General features: G+C 67.7%; 16 protein-coding genes. 7 read left to right on the top strand and 9 right to left on the bottom strand.

Annotated elements, in window-relative coordinates; genetic code table 11:
* Window positions 1-335: 335 nt before the first annotated feature.
* On the top strand, window positions 336-500 hold the full coding sequence (locus AC16DP_RS39755) for a hypothetical protein (RefSeq protein ID WP_329733051.1): 165 nt from the start codon (window positions 336-338) through the stop codon (window positions 498-500).
* Between the two features lie 7 nt (window positions 501-507).
* Complete coding sequence (locus AC16DP_RS39750) at window positions 508-1,128, top strand: hypothetical protein (RefSeq protein WP_329733052.1); 621 nt, start codon at window positions 508-510, stop codon at window positions 1,126-1,128.
* Between the two features lie 66 nt (window positions 1,129-1,194).
* Here AC16DP_RS39750 and AC16DP_RS39745 read toward each other — a convergent pair whose 3' ends face one another.
* Together AC16DP_RS39745 and AC16DP_RS39740 are read right to left on the bottom strand one after the other, a co-directional pair.
* Window positions 1,195-2,286, bottom strand: coding sequence for a hypothetical protein (locus AC16DP_RS39745; protein ID WP_329733053.1), 1,092 nt, complete (start codon window positions 2,284-2,286; stop codon window positions 1,195-1,197).
* The gene (locus tag AC16DP_RS39740; RefSeq protein WP_329733054.1) at window positions 2,283-2,876 is read right to left on the bottom strand and encodes a hypothetical protein; all 594 of its coding nucleotides are present in this window, start codon (window positions 2,874-2,876) and stop codon (window positions 2,283-2,285) included. The genes AC16DP_RS39745 and AC16DP_RS39740 overlap by 4 nt, the downstream gene beginning before the upstream one ends.
* Between AC16DP_RS39740 and AC16DP_RS39735 the strand changes: the two genes are divergently transcribed.
* On the top strand, window positions 2,875-3,330 hold the full coding sequence (locus AC16DP_RS39735) for a hypothetical protein (protein ID WP_329733055.1): 456 nt from the start codon (window positions 2,875-2,877) through the stop codon (window positions 3,328-3,330). The two genes, AC16DP_RS39740 and AC16DP_RS39735, sit on opposite strands and share 2 nt — an antisense overlap.
* 197 nt (window positions 3,331-3,527) lie before the next feature.
* On the opposite strand, the gene AC16DP_RS39730 is transcribed toward AC16DP_RS39735, so the two are convergent.
* From AC16DP_RS39730 to AC16DP_RS39710, 5 genes are all read right to left on the bottom strand, one after another.
* On the bottom strand, window positions 3,528-6,239 hold the full coding sequence (locus AC16DP_RS39730) for a DUF3427 domain-containing protein (RefSeq protein ID WP_329733056.1): 2,712 nt from the start codon (window positions 6,237-6,239) through the stop codon (window positions 3,528-3,530).
* 231 nt (window positions 6,240-6,470) lie between these two features.
* Window positions 6,471-8,327 (bottom strand): serine/threonine protein kinase, encoded by a 1,857-nt coding sequence (locus AC16DP_RS39725; RefSeq protein WP_329733057.1) that lies wholly within the window; start codon window positions 8,325-8,327, stop codon window positions 6,471-6,473.
* On the bottom strand, window positions 8,324-9,184 hold the full coding sequence (locus AC16DP_RS39720) for a DUF2381 family protein (RefSeq protein WP_329733058.1): 861 nt from the start codon (window positions 9,182-9,184) through the stop codon (window positions 8,324-8,326). The genes AC16DP_RS39725 and AC16DP_RS39720 overlap by 4 nt, the downstream gene beginning before the upstream one ends.
* Before the next feature lie 119 nt (window positions 9,185-9,303).
* Complete coding sequence (locus tag AC16DP_RS39715) at window positions 9,304-9,900, bottom strand: hypothetical protein (RefSeq protein WP_329733059.1); 597 nt, start codon at window positions 9,898-9,900, stop codon at window positions 9,304-9,306.
* Between the two features lie 4 nt (window positions 9,901-9,904).
* Window positions 9,905-10,378 (bottom strand): hypothetical protein, encoded by a 474-nt coding sequence (locus AC16DP_RS39710; RefSeq protein WP_483956961.1) that lies wholly within the window; start codon window positions 10,376-10,378, stop codon window positions 9,905-9,907.
* Between the two features lie 134 nt (window positions 10,379-10,512).
* Here AC16DP_RS39710 and AC16DP_RS39705 point away from each other — a divergent pair, with 134 nt between their 5' ends.
* Window positions 10,513-10,656 (top strand): hypothetical protein, encoded by a 144-nt coding sequence (locus AC16DP_RS39705; protein WP_329733061.1) that lies wholly within the window; start codon window positions 10,513-10,515, stop codon window positions 10,654-10,656.
* A 174-nt stretch (window positions 10,657-10,830) separates the two neighbouring features.
* Here AC16DP_RS39705 and AC16DP_RS39700 read toward each other — a convergent pair whose 3' ends face one another.
* Window positions 10,831-11,295, bottom strand: coding sequence for a hypothetical protein (locus tag AC16DP_RS39700; protein WP_329733062.1), 465 nt, complete (start codon window positions 11,293-11,295; stop codon window positions 10,831-10,833).
* A 96-nt stretch (window positions 11,296-11,391) separates the two neighbouring features.
* A complete protein-coding gene (locus tag AC16DP_RS39695; RefSeq protein ID WP_329733063.1) occupies window positions 11,392-11,766 on the bottom strand; it encodes a hypothetical protein in 375 nt (124 codons plus the stop codon).
* 362 nt (window positions 11,767-12,128) lie between these two features.
* Between AC16DP_RS39695 and AC16DP_RS39690 the strand changes: the two genes are divergently transcribed.
* The 3 genes from AC16DP_RS39690 to AC16DP_RS39680 all read left to right on the top strand — a co-directional run bounded on the left by AC16DP_RS39690 (window position 12,129) and on the right by AC16DP_RS39680 (window position 16,175).
* Window positions 12,129-13,886 (top strand): hypothetical protein, encoded by a 1,758-nt coding sequence (locus AC16DP_RS39690; protein ID WP_483956960.1) that lies wholly within the window; start codon window positions 12,129-12,131, stop codon window positions 13,884-13,886.
* Window positions 13,887-13,928: 42 nt separating this feature from the next.
* Window positions 13,929-15,218 (top strand): adenylate/guanylate cyclase domain-containing protein, encoded by a 1,290-nt coding sequence (locus tag AC16DP_RS39685; RefSeq protein ID WP_329733065.1) that lies wholly within the window; start codon window positions 13,929-13,931, stop codon window positions 15,216-15,218.
* A gap of 126 nt (window positions 15,219-15,344) precedes the next feature.
* On the top strand, window positions 15,345-16,175 hold the full coding sequence (locus AC16DP_RS39680) for an alpha/beta fold hydrolase (protein ID WP_329733066.1): 831 nt from the start codon (window positions 15,345-15,347) through the stop codon (window positions 16,173-16,175).
* Window positions 16,176-16,202 lie beyond the last annotated feature (27 nt).

The raw sequence follows: 16,202 nt of genomic DNA, 5'->3' as shown, positions 1-16,202 counted from the left end.
CTGGGTACGAAAGGCCTGAGTAACTGGCAGCCGCACTCCTTGGAGGGGGTGCCCACGCAAGGTCACCGTCACCTGCTCGGAGCTGGGGAGTGATGTCGGGGGTGCAGTATGTGGACGCCGTCCTCCCACGAGGCAAGAGCTACAGGGACATTCCGGGGGAGGACCGGCTGGGCGATGAGTTGCAGGCCGCGGTGAGGGAGATCGCGGGAAGGTGGTCGCCCGCGAAGCTCCGTCAGGAGGAGCGAAACGCCATTCAGTCGATGCTGGATCGCGGCTTGGAGCATCGAGCGAATCTCCTGGAGCGGCAGGCTCGCGGGCGCTGGGTAGAGGCTCAAATGAAGCTACGGTTCCCGGGCCTGTCCTGGAACAGCCGCGGTGCCGACATCACGGGCCCGGGCGGACAGGGTTACCATTACGAAATCCTGTCCGGCACCGACTCGAACTTCGCGCTGCACGGGCGGCGGATGGCGAGCACCTTCTTCCGCATGATCTTCTTCTGAGGCCCGCGTGACTCCCAACATCCACTACGAGAAGCGAGAGATTGCCGGCGAGCGGCTGGAGCTGAAAAAGGGCCCCATCTACTGGCTCGGCCCGGACCTCACGGTGCGCGACTCCACTGTCATCATCAGTGCGGCCGGGCGCTCGCTGGTGCCTGTGTCGGGCCAGTTCATCAACTGCACCCTCCAGGCCAAGGGGCAGCTGAAGGGCGTGGTGTGGGCACAGATGACGCTGAAGGGGTGCCGATTCAAGGGCCGCTTCCGGGGCAACGAGTTCGGGTTCCGGGAGGCCCTGGTGGACACGCGGCGGTGGAAGCCGGGGGGGATTGAGGACTGCGACTTCTCCGAGGCCGAGCTCCATGGGGTCGGCTTCAACGGTTGCGACATGAGCACCATCCGCCTGCCGCGCTGGCCGTGTTTCACCTTCATCGACCCACGCAAACGCGCCGCGGAGCTGCGGCGGCATTCCTGGCCGGGACGCTTCGGGCGGGTCACCGTCGAGGTGGCGTGTGAGTCGCCCGAGGGAACAGTCGCGGTGACGTGGCACGCTCCCACCGTCGTAGAGGGGATGGACACGACTGTCGAGGACCTGCGTGCGGCGTTGGAGACGGCACCAGGAATCTTCATGTAGGGCACGCTGCGGGACCCCTACAAGGACGTTCCACCGCGGCGGCGGCCTCCATCGCCACCGCCGCGCTCAGGGCACGTTGGCCAGCGTGCCCCGGTCCGCGAAGAGCGCTCCGAGGAGCGTCGCGGACTCGTGCAGCGACTCGACCCGGAGCTCCGGCAGGGGGACATCCGCCAGTTCCATCGGAAAGGGGCGGTAGCCGAACACCTGCTCGATGAGCCGGGCCAGCGCGTCCGCGGAGGACTTCGCCTCGCCGCCGGGCGTGAAGTCGAGCTGCGGCAAGGTCGCCGTCGTGTCGGGCCCCACGCTGTGCGTCGTCACGTAGACGAGGTACAGCGGCGCGAGGATGGAGACGGCCCCCACCACCCGGGTCACGGCACGTCCGCCGTCCGGCAATGGCTGCTCCAGATACACGCAGCAGCGGGAGCAGGCATCCGCCGAGGGATGCGTCACATCAGACACAGGGTGCCCGGGGAACACGGCGCGCGAGCGGCGCAGGAACTCTTCCCACTCCTTCCAGTCGTCCCAGGTCTGCTCACGGAGCGCGCGCCACCGCTGGTACTCGGGCGTCCGCCGATAGGCGGGTTCGGACTCCTCGTCGTCGTCCTCCCACACGGGGTAGCCCGCCGGGTAGTAGTGCCGCGCAACGCGGATGAGCTCCGCCGTCCGGGGATCGTTCATCGCCTCGGGACTCGGACGAGGCCTGGTCTCCACCTCGCCCCCGCCCTCCTGTCGCGGAGGAAAGTGCACCGCGAAGCTCCACGACACCCACCCGGCCCCGTGTGGCTTCAACTCCAGGGACACCTGCATCGTGCGCGCCTCGGAGTGCACCGTGACGTCGAAGGACCGGATGACCTCGAGGTACCTGCCAAAGGTCTCCGGGATTTCTTCCCGCGCCACGCGGCGGACGATTGCAGCGCGCTGCTCCTCGTCCTGGGTTTCCAGAAGCGCGTGAAGGGACGTGCCCAGCTCTGGAGTCATGAGATCGCTGCCGCGCCGATTCCCGAGGAAGTGCGGGAAGTAGACCTTGAATGCCTCCAGCCCAGGGTCCTTGAGGGCCCCGACCTTTGGAAAGAGCTGAATGGGCCGCTTCTTGCCGTCGGGTCCGGCGGCGCCGATGGGGAGCGATTGCGTGAGGCCCTTGTACGTCCAGCGCATCAAGGCACGCTCTCGGGCCACGCCGTGAAGAGCGCATGAAAGAGCGTGGTCTCGGGCGGCTCACGTGGACCCACGATGAGCGGGATACGCGTCTCGGCGATCTCGCGAGGAACGGCCTCGACCCCGAACCTCGCCTCGATCTTCCTGGCAACGATCTCCGCGAGAGCGCGCATCTCAGGAGGAAGCGGCTCGAAGAATGCCCTGTCGGCGATGCGCTCTTTGCCTCTGTAGTCGTACTGCGCGCCGTAGACTGTATAGACAGGAGCCAGAATGCTGACGCAGCCGACCACGACCTGGCGGCGCGTCAACTGTTCATTCCCCTGATTCGAATGGAGGGGCTCCCGCTCCATGTACACGGAGCAGCGGAAACACGCATCACAGGTGGCCGTGGCATTCCCGATGAGGAACCGGGGCAACGCCGCCTGGAGCTCATCCAGGAGCATGTGCCATTCCCCCATCCTCTCGAGCCTCTCTTCCCACAAGTCCTGGAACCTCTCCGTCTCGGGGCTCCTTTCCAGTCTGCCATCGAACTCATGGTCCGAACGCCAGTAGTTGCGGACGACAGAAAGCAGGGACTCCGCTGAAAGTGGCATGGGCTCAGAGGTCAACCTGGAATGGCTTGGTCTTCTTTTCACACTCAGCCGTCACCTTCGACCCAAGCACGGCACGACTCAGGGCTTCATGGAACGTGTTGATGAATTGAGAACAGACAAGACCCGGAAGCGGAGAAGCGGGAGCGGCAATCACGTCACTCAGTGCCTTGTTGGCGCAATCGGCGGCGATTCTCTGAGCAAGCGGTTCGGACATGAATCCAAAATCCCTGTTCTCAATGGGCATTCCCACACCGAATTTGCAATAATAGGGTTCCATGGTCGATTTATTGATGACGGTCGCATGGATACACGCGGCACGCCAGCCATCGGCTCCCGGCTTTGTTTTCTCGACAATCGTGGTGAATCGGAAGTGGCCTGGCTGGTAATGATTGATGCTGCAACCCGAGAGGATTGGCAGTGCCCCCGCGAGCAATCGCAAGAGAAGAAATACTGACACCGGCACAACTCGTCCTAGAAATCCCACAACCACCTCGAATCAATTTTTCACCGAGCGCACATGACATCATCCTATACCTTTCAATGACACATTCGGACAGAGTCACGGCTGACAGTCCAAAACCCAACCCAGGCTTATTCTCGGTCGAGTTGCAACCGAAGCTTCGCAGGCATCAGTAGAGGGTCCTCCACCGTTCAGGCGGAGTCTTCATCCTCCGGGAGCTCCACTCTGAGCTCGCGTTGCACCTCGGCCGGAACGGGCCGATCCAACTTCAGGGTAATCGCCATCGGCTTGTTACCCTCGGCCGCGACGAATGTTGCCTCGCCCATGTACAGGGCGGGCTCATGCGAGCGCCCTTGAACGAACAGGTACAGCGTCAAGCCGCGCTCTTCGTGCTCGAGCACCTTCCGGCCCGCCTCGTTCGTCCGGGTCATCTTGGGCTGGCTACTCCACGAGAAACGCCGATTCGTGATGAAACGGTTGAGGTAGCGCTGCCCCTCCTTCGCGCTGCTCGTATCGAGCTTCGTGATGATGACGCCACGCTGCTCGAACCAGAGGATGCCCATGTTGTGGCGCGCGGGGTCGTACTGCGCGCCAAAGTGGCGGACGATCTCCGGCCGTGTGTACTGCCCATACCGGGCCAGGTCCGAAGGAGTCCGGAGTACGCCTCCGTGACGCTCCTGATGATCCTTGTTCACGGTGTACAGCAGACGTCCTTCCACTTGCTCCAGCAGTTCCGAGCCGAGCGCGGTGATGATGGGGCTCGCCAGATGCTCCCGAGTGAGGACCGCCGCCGGAACCTTCTTGCGCAGCGTCTTCCATGACTTGGAGCTGTCCAAGGACGCGTGCTCCCTCTCCCATTGGGGGTAGCGGCGGAAGAATTCCTCGTAACCGGCCCGTGGATCATCAGGATGCGCGGCCAGCCCCCACAAGAGCGCGTAGGGCCCAACCCGTTGGGCCTGCCAGTCGGTCTCCGCGGCCGAGAGGAGTTGGTGAACGGGGTGCTCCTCCGGCAGGCCCTTCGCCCAGGCGGGAGCGTCCCCCTGCGCCTGCTGGCACTTCAGCCACGAGCCGTAGGCCCCACGGAAATCCTTCAGCTCCGGCAGCTCCTCGCGGAGCCAGAGATCGACGGGAAGCGGAGGGCGTCCCAGCTCGTCCCGGAGCAGGCGGTAGGCCTCGTCACAGCGCTGCCGCGTCGTGAGCCGGCGAATCTTCGCGAGGATTTCCCGCGTGCGTCTCTGGAGCACCACCTCGCAGCCGCGCGGCGGCTTGAGGGTGAAGCCCTCGACGACGTCGACTCGCGCCCCCGTTCCCTTCGGGTCGTGGAGCGCCTGCAACGTGATCCAGCTGCTCCGGTGATGGCCAACGAAGTCGAGGACTGTCAGGACCTCCGTCTCGGGAAAGAGGCGCAGCCCTCGCCCAAGCTGCTGGAGGAACAATCCCGCCGAATCCGTTGGCCGGAGGAAGAGCAGCGAGTTGATGGCCGGGATATCCACGCCCTCGTTCAGCACGTCGGCGACGAATATCCATTGGAGTGGATGCGTCACGTCCGCCAGCTTGCGGTAGATGAGCTCGCGCTCCTCCACGGATTGGTTTCCCGAGACCACCACGGCGGTTTGATTCCACGCGTTGAAGGCCTTCGCCATGAACTCCGCGTGCCGGATGCTGGCGCAGAAGCCAACGGTCGCTCGTTTCGGGCCATCGAAGCCATGCAGCAACGCCTGCTCGAGCACCAGCTCGGCGCGCGCCTCGATCGAGAGCTCCTGCTCCAGGATGTCGATGGGAATCTTCCCATTGCGCCAGGGAATGCGCGCGAAGTCGACGGTCTCGTCCGCGATGCCGAAGTAGTGGAACGGGAGCAGCCAGCCACGATCGATTGCCTCGGGGAGACGGATTTCGTAGGCGATGTTCCAGTTGCACCACTCGAGCACATCATGCCCGTCCTGGCGCTCGGGAGTCGCCGTCATCCCCAGGAAGAACGCATGCTCGATGAGCTTGCGCAGCGGCTGATAGCCAGAGGCCTCCGCGTGGTGGAACTCATCGATGATGACGTAGTCCCAGCGGCGTCCGAGCAGCGTGGCATGACCGCGAAGGCTCTGCACCGTCGCGAAGACGATGTCCGCGTCCGCCTCCACGTAGCCCCCGCCGACGAGCCCGAGGTGCTTCTTCCCGAGCACCAGGGCAAAGGCCCTCATGGCCTGGGTGAGGTGCTCGAGACGATGCGAGACATACAGGACCCGCCGCGCCCGGCTCGCGGCGACATCGAACGCCGCCAGGTACGTCTTGCCCAGGCCGGTGGCCGCGATGACCGCGGCACGCCGCTCACCCCGGTCACGCAGCTCGGCCAGCTTCTTCAGGGCCTCCTGCTGTGCCGGGTTGGGTCTGGGCGCCTGCTGCAGTTCATCGGCGGCCAGAGGGAGGGGAATGGGCGCCGGGCGCTCGGGCCGCCGGTGCAAGCGGTAGCGGTGGATCAGCTCGCGAGAGAGCGGCTGCACATCGGAGCGGCCCCAGAGGGCCTCGAACTGCCGCCGGGTCTGCTCGATACGCGCCTGCTCCAGGGAACGGATGTTCCACTCGAGGTTGGTGGCGAGCCCACCCCTCGTGAGATTGGAGGAGCCCGCCCAGCATTCGGCGCCACTCTTCCCGCGAAACCACCAGAACTTCGAGTGGAAGCCGGTCGGACCGCCTTGGACCCGGCACTCGACGCCCTCCATCTCCAGGAGCGCCTCCAGCGCCTCGGGCTGGGTGATCTGCTGGTAGGTGGACGTGAGGACCCTGACGCGGCCTCGCTTCGCGACCTCCTGGAGTGGATCGACGAGGAGCTGCAACCCGCTGCAGCGGGTGAACGAGACGGCGAGCAGGACCTCTTCCGCCCCCGCGAGGCCCTCGCGCACGGCATCGAGCATGCGGGGCTCGCCAGGGAGATTCAGGATCGAGTGCTCAACAGCTGCGGCCATTCCGACCAGGTTAGCTCGCGCCGTGATTCACTCAAGCCCTCCGCACGACCCCTCGGGTCCCCACCGGCACGGGAGACCCTCCCGTGGGTCTCCTTCCCCCGTGACCTTCCGCGACTGGTCCGACCATCGGACCAGTTGGTACACCTCGCGGCCAGAAGGGTCCTGCTCCGGGCCGATGCCCTACTCCGGGAAACGGCGGCCGGGGAGCTGGACGTATACGTCCACCAACTGTGCGTTGAGAATGGTGGAGTCGGCGCCGCGATACACCACCTTGGCGGGCTCGACCTCGGACCCGCTGGGATTCTCGCTCTCGTACGTCAGCACCCCGAACTTCTTCCTCGGCTCCCTGTCGCTCACGACCACGGCGCAGATGGGAGACGGCACAATGCCGGGCGTCGGGTAGAGCGCGTCGAGGTAGATCCGGTCGAACCGCGCGTAGAACCGATTCTGGAACACCTTCGCTTCACCCGTCACCCGGTAGCTCCGCTCATCACCGGGCAGGAACATCCATCCCTCCATGGGTCCGCTCCTGACGTTGAACAGGCCCGTGTTCGACTCGTTGCCAACCTCCACACCGGTCACCAGCTCGACATCCGTGAAGGGCATCTGCCCGAAGCCCGCCCGCGCGGCCGTCTGACGGGCTTCGGGAGGGCACTGCTCCAGGAAACCTCCAGCATCAGGGCGCACCGGTGCCCCCGCGCAGGCCAGGAGTTGCACGGAGGCGGCACAGAGCAGCGCGTGGGTGTCGCGGAAGGACTTCGGTGGGGTGAAGAGCAAGGCTTCGCATCCCTTCTCGGAAGGCGCTGGCGCAACCAGCGCGGTGGAGGCCGCACCGGAACACACCGCCTCCAGGGCGGACGCGAACACCGTGCGGCCGAAGCCCCACGCTATCCCGAGCAGGAGCAACACGAAGGCGAACACGGCGAGCCCCCTCCTCCACCCGCCAGAAGGCCGCCCGGCGTCCCGCTCCTCGCCACCCGTCCCAGCGGAGTCAGAGGCCGCCGGAGCGGCATTCTCGGACACTGGGGATGACTCGGGAACCTCCCACGTGCCCGCCGCCGCCTCGGACCGGGACTCCTCGGGTGGAGCCGCTGCGCCCTCCTCCGTGGCGAAGGCATACGGCACCGTCCAGGCCTCCGTGTCCCCTTCGTCCTCCAGCAACCGCATCAACTCCTCGTGGACGGCCCGGGCGCTCGGGGGCCGTTGCGCCGGGTCCTTGGCCAGGAGCCTCATCACCAGGCTGCTCAGGCCCGGCGGCACACGCGGCTCCAACTGGACGGGCTCCACCGGCGGGACGAACTCGATGGCGAGCAGGAGCTTGTCCAACGGCAGGCGTGGGTTGAAGGGGTGGCAATCCGTGAGCGCCTCGTAGAGCAGGGCACCGAAGGCGTAGAGATCCGCCGCGGGACTCGCGGGGAAGTGCGCGCCCTCTTCCCACGCGCCCCCTCGCAGGAAGGCGGCGACCTCGGGCGGCATGTTGTGGAACGTCACCGGTGGGAGCTCCCGCGTCAGCGTGTACGCCCCGGGCAGGAACACCGCGCCGAAGTCGATGAGGAACGGCTTGTCATCGCCCTCCCTCACCAGGACGTTGTCGGGCTTGATGTCGCGGTGGCACACGCCGCGCTCGTGCAGCTCCGCCATCACCAGGAGCAGCTCGGCCAGCACCCGGATGAAGCGCCTCAGCGCGGCCTGCGTCTCCCAGCGCCACCTGTTGAAGGTGGAGCCAGGGACGTGGTCGGTGACGAAGAAGAAGTGACCCCCTTCCAGTTCCGGCCAGCGGCCCAGCTCGCGGACCGTCAACAGGTTGGGGTGCCGGAAGTGCCCCAGGGAGATGGCCTCGCGGAAGGCCCGCTCGTCTTCCCGGGCCTCGTCCTCATCCCCCGGTGGGCGGGCCGCGATCTTCAGGGTGTAGGGCCGCCCCCCGTGCTCCACCAGGAAGACGTTCGCGAAGCCACCGCTCCCGAGGCGGCTCACCACCCGGTAGTGCCGCACCATGTCTCCGGGTTGAATCAGGTCCGGATGGAAGGGATTCGTCATGGAGGAAACCTCCAGTCCTGGAGGTGCAGTGTCCGGGGGCCGTCCTCCTCCAGGGTCAACGACAGACACCCGGCCCCTTCCGGCAGCCGGATGGCCAGGGTGTGGCGTTGCACGCGTGGCCCGGGGATGGCGGAGGTGACGACGACGGGGAGCACCACATTCGCCCTCGCGCGCTCCTTCCAGCATCCCGCCTCCACCCGGGCCCGGCCCAGGTGCCATGGACGAAGAAGTCGTGACTTGAATTTGACCGCTACCGTGACGAAGAGGTGCCCCCGGTCCATCCGGAGAACGGATTCAAGCCGACCCTCAACCTCGTCAGCCCGCATGAGCGTCTGGATTTCGCCCGGCATGACGAGCGCCAGCCCCGGGCCCGCCCCCGGCTCATGGCTCGCGAGCAGCATCCCCGCCACCGTGCCCCCCCCGTCCTCCGCCGAGGCCTCCAGCCCCCGGGGCCCGGGCGTCCCGAGGGACACGTGGGCGTGCACGTCCACCTCGTCCTCCCGGGTGACGAGCGCCAGCGTCAGCGCACGGGGCTCGCCGGCCTCCGTCCGCCCCGTCACCGGCAGCAGCACGCGCTCGCCCCGCGCCAGGTCGCGCACGGGCACCACCACCAGCGAGCGCGCTCCCACGGCAAGCACCGCGAGGCGCTCGCCCAGCCCGGGTGTCAGCGCCACGCGCGGTTCGAGCAGGCCCTCGAAGTCCACCAGCGTGGACACCCGCGCGGCCACGTAGAGCACGGGCGGCGCGCCTTCCGGGTGTCCCGCGACGAGCACGGTCCCCTGCCGCGTCTCCCGGGCCGTGGCCGCCGTGGACAGGAGGAGGACCCAGAGCAGGACGGACCAGGGACGTGGGCGCACGCGGACTCCATGGGGAGGTCCGCAGGGTAGAGGAGCCCGCCTGCCCGGGCAAGGACTGCTCGACCTGCCCGGTCACTCCGGCCCAGGTGACTCGCCCCATCACCTGTGCGCCCCGTCCGCTAGAGAGGCACGCTCTCGGGCCGGCCCGTGAAGAGCGCATGAAAGAGCGTGGTCTCAGGCGGCTCCCGTGGCTCCACGATCAGCGGGACCCGGGTCCCGGCGAGCTCACGAGGAAGGGCCTCCACCCCGAACAACGCCTCGAGCTTCCTGGCGACAACCTCCGCGGGAGCCTTCATCTCAGGTGGCAACGGCTCGAAGAAGACCCGCCGGGCGATCCATTGCCGCCCCTTGTAGTCGTACTGCACGCCATACACCGTATAGACAGGCGCCAGAATGCTGACGCAGCCGACAACGGCCCAGCAGCGCGACCGGGGCGCAGCCTCCGGGTCTTCGGCCGCGAGCTGCTGCTCCGCATACACGAGACAGCGGAAGCAGGCATCCACCGTGGAGGTGGCATCCCCGATCTTCAAGTGAGGCAACGCCACCCGCAGCTCGTCATGGAGCACCCACCACTCCTCCATCTTCTCGAGCTTCTCTTCCCACAACCCCTGGAATCTCTCCAGCTCGGGGCTCCTCTCCAGCTTGCCATCGAACTCGTGGTCCGAACGCCAGTAGTTGCGGGCAATCGAAAGCAGATATTCCGCTGAGATTGACATGGACTTAGAGCTCGACCGGGAAGGGCTTTGTTTTCTTCTCACACCATGCCGTCACTCTCGAGCCGGGCACGGCGCGATCCAGGACGACGTTGAACGTGTCGATGAATTGCGTACAGACGAGGCCAGGAAGTGGGGACGCGGGAGCGGCGATCACATCACGGAGCGCCTTGTTGGCACAATCAGCGGCGATTCGCTGAGTCAGTGGCTCGGACATCCAGGCAACATCTTTGGTCTCCATGGGTATGCCTACGCCAAATTGACAGAAGTATGGCTCCATCGTCGATTTGTTGATGACAGTCGCATGGATACATGCGGCACGCCAGCCACCGGGCCCCGGGCCTTTCTTCTCGACAATCGTGGTGAACCGGAAGTGACCTGGCTGGTATTGATTGATGCTGCATCCCAAGAGACCTGGCAGAACCACCACGAGACATCGCAGGAACTGAAGTGTGGACCTCCGCGTGACACGCTTCGACATGTCCAGAGCACCACCCAAGCCCAAGAGGGTTCAACCAAGCGTCCGTCACCGTGGATGGTGTCATCGCCGTGAGGAGAGGGGCAATTGGGGTTCCTGGTGATGTCATGAGCACAACAGGTGCCAGGATGGTGTGCATGAGCGTCAGGCGTTCGCCCGGCATGACGAGCGCCAGCCCCTGGCCCGCCCCCGGCTCATCGCCCAACTCGGGAGTCAGCGCCACGCGCGGTTCGAGCAGGCCCTCGAAGTCCACCAGCGTGGACACCCGCGCGGCCACGTAGAGCACGGGCGGCGCGCCTTCGGAGGACCCAGAGCAGGACGGACCAGGGACGTGGGCGCACGCGGACTTCAGGGGGAGGTCCGCAGGGTAGAGGAGCCCGCCTGCCCAGGCAAGGACCGCTCGACCTGCCCGGTCACTCCGGCCCAGGTGACTCGCCCCATCACATTCCCCCCGCTCAGGCCTCCTCTGCGTCCATCAGGCCGGCTCGGGCTGCGTAGTTCCTCGCGGTCACCACGGCGAGCATGATGTCCCCGGATTCGGGAAAGACCTTCTCCGCCAGCGCGGCGAGTTCCAAGGCCTTCCCCAACGATTCCCGGGTGTTCTCACCCGTCCAGAGGTCGAGCAGAGCCGTCCATGATTCCTCGACCAGCTTCAAGGCCCCCGCTGCTCCTTCTTCGTAGAGCTTCTCCGCCTCCCGAGGAACATTGCGGAAGGCATCCAGGAAGTGAGCAAGCTCCAGGACCGCGACGGGGTTGCGCTTCGAGCCACGGACGGCCTGCTCCAGCAGCCGCTGGACTTCCGCGAAGGCCGCATCCGCGCTCACTCCCGCTTCCTCGTTCAGCAACAACAGCCGGGCGAGTTCCAGGAGATTGGGCGTGAACGCGGGGCATTCCCTGGCCACTTCGCGCAGCAGGCGCAACTGCTCCGGGCTGGCCCGGTTGGCCCCTCCAACGGCTCGGGCCTCCTGGAGTTTCGCCTCCAGCTCTTCCAGGCTCGGATGCGTCACGGTGTCACCTCACTTCGCCAGCAGCCGGGGGAACTCCTTGATCAGCTTCTTGGCCATCATCAACTGGGCCTTGGCCGCGATGCTGAAATCCTGCCTCTGCAACATCTGGTCTATCTCGAACAGCGTATAGTCCTTGAGCTGGGAAGGAAAGTCCGGGGCACGTTGCACACTCGCGGGAATATCTCCCAGCCGCGTATTCAGCTGAGAGATCTTCTCCAACATCCGGGTTGCCTGAGGTTTGGATAGCAGACCTGCTGCCGTGCCCTCGGCAATCAAGGCCTCTGCCTCGACGAACTGCCCATTGCCAATCAGCACCCAGATACGCGCAGCCAGTGTGTTTCCCTTGAAACGGACCTGCTCTTCCTCCTCCTCGACAGCGCCCATGGCCGATACGTCGTACCTGGTCTGGACAGACTCCGCACCCGCCTGAGGACGAATGGAGCTTCCATGGCCGCATCCTCCAAGCAGAAGGAAGGCCGTACACACCCATGCTCTCCACATGAATGCCATAAACACTCCAGAGACGCGAGTTGGGCCCTGCTTCGAGAATCATCAAGAGAATGGGATTGATTGAGAACGATGAAGCAGATGGGGCTCGTGGACGCGACGTCCCGAGTTGAATGCGCCAAGGCCTCCGTGTGGTGGTCTTCATCACCGCCCATACCTCCATCCAGGGCCGGAGAGGAGCCAGCCGAGCAACCCGGGGGTGGCCGGACGTGACCGCCGAGGTCATCTTCTGGTTACCCATGGCTGGAGTCGACCTGTCCCATCCCCCGGCGGAGAAGCTGTCCCTCACGGACTTCCGTGAGGCCGTCGACGCACGGCTCGCGGACTGCTCCCCCGAGCAGCTGCGCGCCCTCCTCCGTCTCCTCGCCAGCCGCGTCCGGCCCTCCGAGCGGCTCGCCTTCCTCCACTCCCTCCGCGCGGACCCCAACGCCCCCGCCTCCCTCCACCCCCACTCCCTCCTCGAGGACATCTCCGGGCTCGCTCAATCCCTCCCAGACAAGGCAAAAGAATGGGAAGACCTCTGGCCCGAGAACGACTCCCTCGGCCCCTACGCCGAATTCCTCGAGCCCCTCACCTCCCTCTTCCAGCGCGCCCTCGAGGCCTCCGAGCGCGGTCAGCACTCCCTCGCCCGCGAGGCCTATCGCGCCCTCTTCTCCCTCCTCGAATACACGGACGGCCAGGGCCGCGGCCCCCGCCCCCAGCACCTCTCCCACGTCGACTTCCCCGAGGCCCGCGCCCGCTACCTCCGCGCCGTCTACTTCTCCACTCCCCCCGCACAGCGCGCCCCCGTCCTCCTCGAGCAGCTGCGCTCCCTGCGCCAGCTCCTCCCCCACTCACCCCGCCCCCTCGTCCAGGAGTGGCTCGACCTCTCCTCCGAGCCCCTCCCCGATTTCGACGTCTTCCTGCGCGACTGGAGCGCCCTCCTCCGTCCGCAGGAGGGCCCCGATGCCGATGCCTGGTTGCGCGAGGCCCTCCGCCTCTCCCAGGGCACCCGCGGCCTGCGCGAGCTCGCCTTCTCCGAGCCCTCCCGTCACCCCCGCGCCTTCGTGGATCTCCTCTCCGCCCTCGAGCGCGAGGGCCCACCCCTCGCCGTGCTCACCACCGCCCGGGAGGCCCTCGCCGTCCTCCCCTCCTCCCTCCCCCTGCGCGCCACCGTCGCCGGCTTCCTCGCCTCCGCCGCCGGGCGCCTCGGCCAGCCCGGCACCGTCCGCTCCGCCCGCTGGGAGGCCTTCGTCTCCCAACCCACCCTCTCCCGGCTCCTCGACCTGCGCGACACCCTCCCCTCCGAGTCCGAGCGCCCTCCCCTCCTGCTCCAGGCCGCCCGCCACCTCGAGGCCGTCCTCCAGCAACCCCGCGCCCCCTCCGGCTCCATGGCCGCGCTCCCCGACGCCGAGGACTCCCTCGAGGTCCCCGCACATGTCGATCGCCGGCTGCTCGCCCATGCCTGGCTGCTCGCCCATGACTGGGAGGCCGCCCACGCGCTCGCCGCCCGCGAGAACGCGCTCGGGTGGACGTTCGGCGACAACCCCCAGGGGCTCGTCGTGCCCGCCTTCCTCGTGCTCCTCTCCGGCCAATCCCTCTCACGGCTGCCCCGCAACGTGGACGCGCTCTGGCGCCAGGCCCTCGAGTCCGGCACCCGGGCCGGTGCCTGGTACTCGGGCGGCTCGCGCCACGACGAGGCTCTCCGCGAGCGGCTGGCCCGCGCCTATGCCGAGGCCCTCCCCGCCCTCTCCCTCGAGCCCGCGGAGCGCGAGCGGCTGCGCGAATGGTGTCTGGAGCTCGCCCGCGAGCGCGCGAGCGCCATCGTCAGCCGGCAGCACCGGCGCAGCTACGCCAAGGCCGCCTGGCTGCTCGCCGCCGCGGCCGAGGTCCTCTGGCTGCACGGCGAGCAGGCACGCGGCAACCTCCTGCTCGCCGGCTTCCGCGAGGGCTTCCGCCGCCACCGCGCCTTCCAGGCCGAGCTGGACGCGGCCGTGGGCTCCCCGCCAGAACGCTGACGCCCTGCCGCCGCCCTCCTCCAGGCGCTATCCTGCCTCCACATGCGCGTCCCCCTCCGCTCCAGCCCCGCCCCCGACGGCTTCGACACCGTCCTCGGGGAGACCGTCCGGCACATGGAGACGCGTGTGGCCCACGTCGCCACCAGCGCCGGCGTCATCGCCACCGCGCTGGTGCTCGTCGGCCGCGTCTCCGGCTCGCAGATTCCCGCCCTCATCCTCTCGGCCACCGTGGGGTACCTCGTCTGGTACTCCTGTGTCTCGCTGCTGCTGCGCACCGGCCACTTCCGCCCGTGGATGCGCTACGCGTCCTCGCTCGTCGACGTCTCCATGGGCACCGTCGTCGCCCTGCTGGATTTGGGCGTCAACGGCCCCGCCTTCGCCCTGTCCGCCGGGGGGCCCGCCCTCTACGCCGTGGGTGTCGCCGCCGCGACGCCGCGCCTCCAGCCCCGCCTCTGTCTCTTCGCGGGCCTGGCCGCCGCCACCCAGCTCGTCGCCGTCATCCACTTCGTCCTGCGTCCCGCCGCCTCCCCGGAGATGCTCGCCACCGGCGCGTATGACTTCTACGTCACCCTCGCCAAGGCCATCTTCCTCGTCACCATGGGCGCGCTCGGCATGGTGGCCAGCGGCTCCATGCGCTCGCTGCTCATGCGCCTCACCGAGAGCGCCGTCGAGCGCGAGCGCGTGCGCGGCCTGCTGGGCATGCACGTGAGCGAGCAGGTCATGGAGCACCTGCTCTCCGGCAGCATCCCCGAGGGCGGCGAGCGCCGCGCCGTCACCGTCTGCTTCACCGACATCCGCGGCTTCACCCGGCTCGCCGAGTCCCAGCCCCCCGAGGAGACGCTGCGCCTGCTCAACCTCTACTTCGGGCGCATGTGTGAAATCGTCGCGGCCCACGGCGGGCTGGTGAACAAGTTCCTCGGGGACGGGATGTTGATTGTCTTCGGCGCGCCCACGCACCAGCCGGACGACACGCGCCGCGCCCTGGCCGCCGCGCGGGAGATGCTCGCCGAGGCCGCCCGCATGCGCGAGCAGGGCGAGTTCCCCGGCCTGCGCGTCGGCGTGGGCCTGCACCGCGGCGAGGCCGTCGTGGGCAACGTGGGCGGCGCCCAGCGCCAGGAGTACACCGTCATCGGCGACACGGTGAACACCGCCTCGCGCGTGCAGGACCTGACGAAGGTGCTCGGCCGCTCCCTGCTCCTCACCCGCGAGTGCCGCGAGGCCCTCGGCGAGGACGGCACCTTCGAGCCGCTCGGCGCCCATTTCGTGAAGGGCCGCAGCCAGCAGCTCGACGTGTTCGGCGTGCCCGAGCGCGACTCGCGCCAGGCCGCCTGAGGGGGATTGACCGGCAGCCGACAGCCCTACCGCACCGCCGTCCCCTGTCCTTCCCCCGCCCTCCCGGAGCATGACTCGCCCCCATGGCGGCCCGGGTCCTGTCGCGGGGCCGCCGGGGGGAGACACATGGCCGAGACGCGCGTGGGTGGGGCTCGCATCCGTTATGACGACGTGGGGCAGGGAGAGCCCACGCTGCTCTTCATTCCCGGCTGGTGCACCAGCCGCGAGGTGTTCCGCAAGCTCGTCCCGTGGAGCTCCATCCTCCACCGCGCGCTCGTGGTGGACCTGCCCGGCCACGGCGAGTCCCAGCAGCCCGGCCCCGGCTTCGACAACGCCACCGTGCTGGACACCCTGCGCGCCGTCATCGACGCCAGCGGCGCGCGCCAGGTGGTGCCCGTGGCCCTGTCCCACGGCGGCTGGTGGGCCCTCGAGTTGCGGCGTCAGCTGGGCTCGCGCATCCCCGCCGTCGTGCTGCTGGACTGGCTCGTCCTGGAGCCGCCTCCGCCCTTCCTCCAGGCCCTCCAGGCCCTGCAGTCCCCCCAGTGGAAGCAGGCCCGCGACGGGCTCTTCTCCCTGTGGCTGCAGGGGGTGGGCTCGCCGGACGTCATCCGCTTCGTCCGCGACGACATGGGCTCCTTCGGCGAGGACATGTGGAAGCGCGCCGGGCGGGAGATTCAACAGGTGTACTCCCGGTACGGCAGCCCGCTGGAGGCGCTCGCCACCCTCTCGCCCCCCGTGCCCACCCTCCACCTCTACGCCCAGCCCGAGGACACCGCCTGGCTGGACGCCCAGCGCTCCTTCGCCTCCTCGCACCCCTGGTTCCAGGTGCAGAAGCTGCCCGCCCGCAGCCACTTCCCCATGCTGGAGTTCCCCGAGGAGATGGCCGCCCGCATCGGCCGCTTCCTCGACTCGGCCCTCGCTACCCACCCTGGTGGGTTGGCTCCCACGCCCACTTGATTCCAACCCCCTCCGAGAGTTAGTTAG

This window comes from Archangium sp., assembly GCF_057119385.1.
Note: the sequence above shows the minus strand (reverse complement) of the source record. Positions and strands in the feature narration are given on the sequence as shown.

Excerpts from the sequence above, each read along its gene's own strand:
- AC16DP_RS39710 (WP_483956961.1), bottom strand. The coding sequence starts at position 10,378 with ATGTCGAAGCGTGTCACGCGGAGGTCCACACTTCAGTTCCTGCGATGT.
- AC16DP_RS39755 (WP_329733051.1), top strand. The coding sequence starts at position 336 with ATGAAGCTACGGTTCCCGGGCCTGTCCTGGAACAGCCGCGGTGCCGAC.
- AC16DP_RS39695 (WP_329733063.1), bottom strand. The coding sequence starts at position 11,766 with ATGGGCGCTGTCGAGGAGGAGGAAGAGCAGGTCCGTTTCAAGGGAAAC.
- AC16DP_RS39705 (WP_329733061.1), top strand. The coding sequence starts at position 10,513 with ATGAGCGTCAGGCGTTCGCCCGGCATGACGAGCGCCAGCCCCTGGCCC.
- AC16DP_RS39725 (WP_329733057.1), bottom strand. The coding sequence starts at position 8,327 with ATGACGAATCCCTTCCATCCGGACCTGATTCAACCCGGAGACATGGTG.
- AC16DP_RS39680 (WP_329733066.1), top strand. The coding sequence starts at position 15,345 with ATGGCCGAGACGCGCGTGGGTGGGGCTCGCATCCGTTATGACGACGTG.
- AC16DP_RS39740 (WP_329733054.1), bottom strand. The coding sequence starts at position 2,876 with ATGCCACTTTCAGCGGAGTCCCTGCTTTCTGTCGTCCGCAACTACTGG.
- AC16DP_RS39730 (WP_329733056.1), bottom strand. The coding sequence starts at position 6,239 with ATGCTCGATGCCGTGCGCGAGGGCCTCGCGGGGGCGGAAGAGGTCCTG.
- AC16DP_RS39715 (WP_329733059.1), bottom strand. The coding sequence starts at position 9,900 with ATGTCAATCTCAGCGGAATATCTGCTTTCGATTGCCCGCAACTACTGG.
- AC16DP_RS39690 (WP_483956960.1), top strand. The coding sequence starts at position 12,129 with ATGGCTGGAGTCGACCTGTCCCATCCCCCGGCGGAGAAGCTGTCCCTC.
- AC16DP_RS39735 (WP_329733055.1), top strand. The coding sequence starts at position 2,875 with ATGGGCTCAGAGGTCAACCTGGAATGGCTTGGTCTTCTTTTCACACTC.
- AC16DP_RS39685 (WP_329733065.1), top strand. The coding sequence starts at position 13,929 with ATGCGCGTCCCCCTCCGCTCCAGCCCCGCCCCCGACGGCTTCGACACC.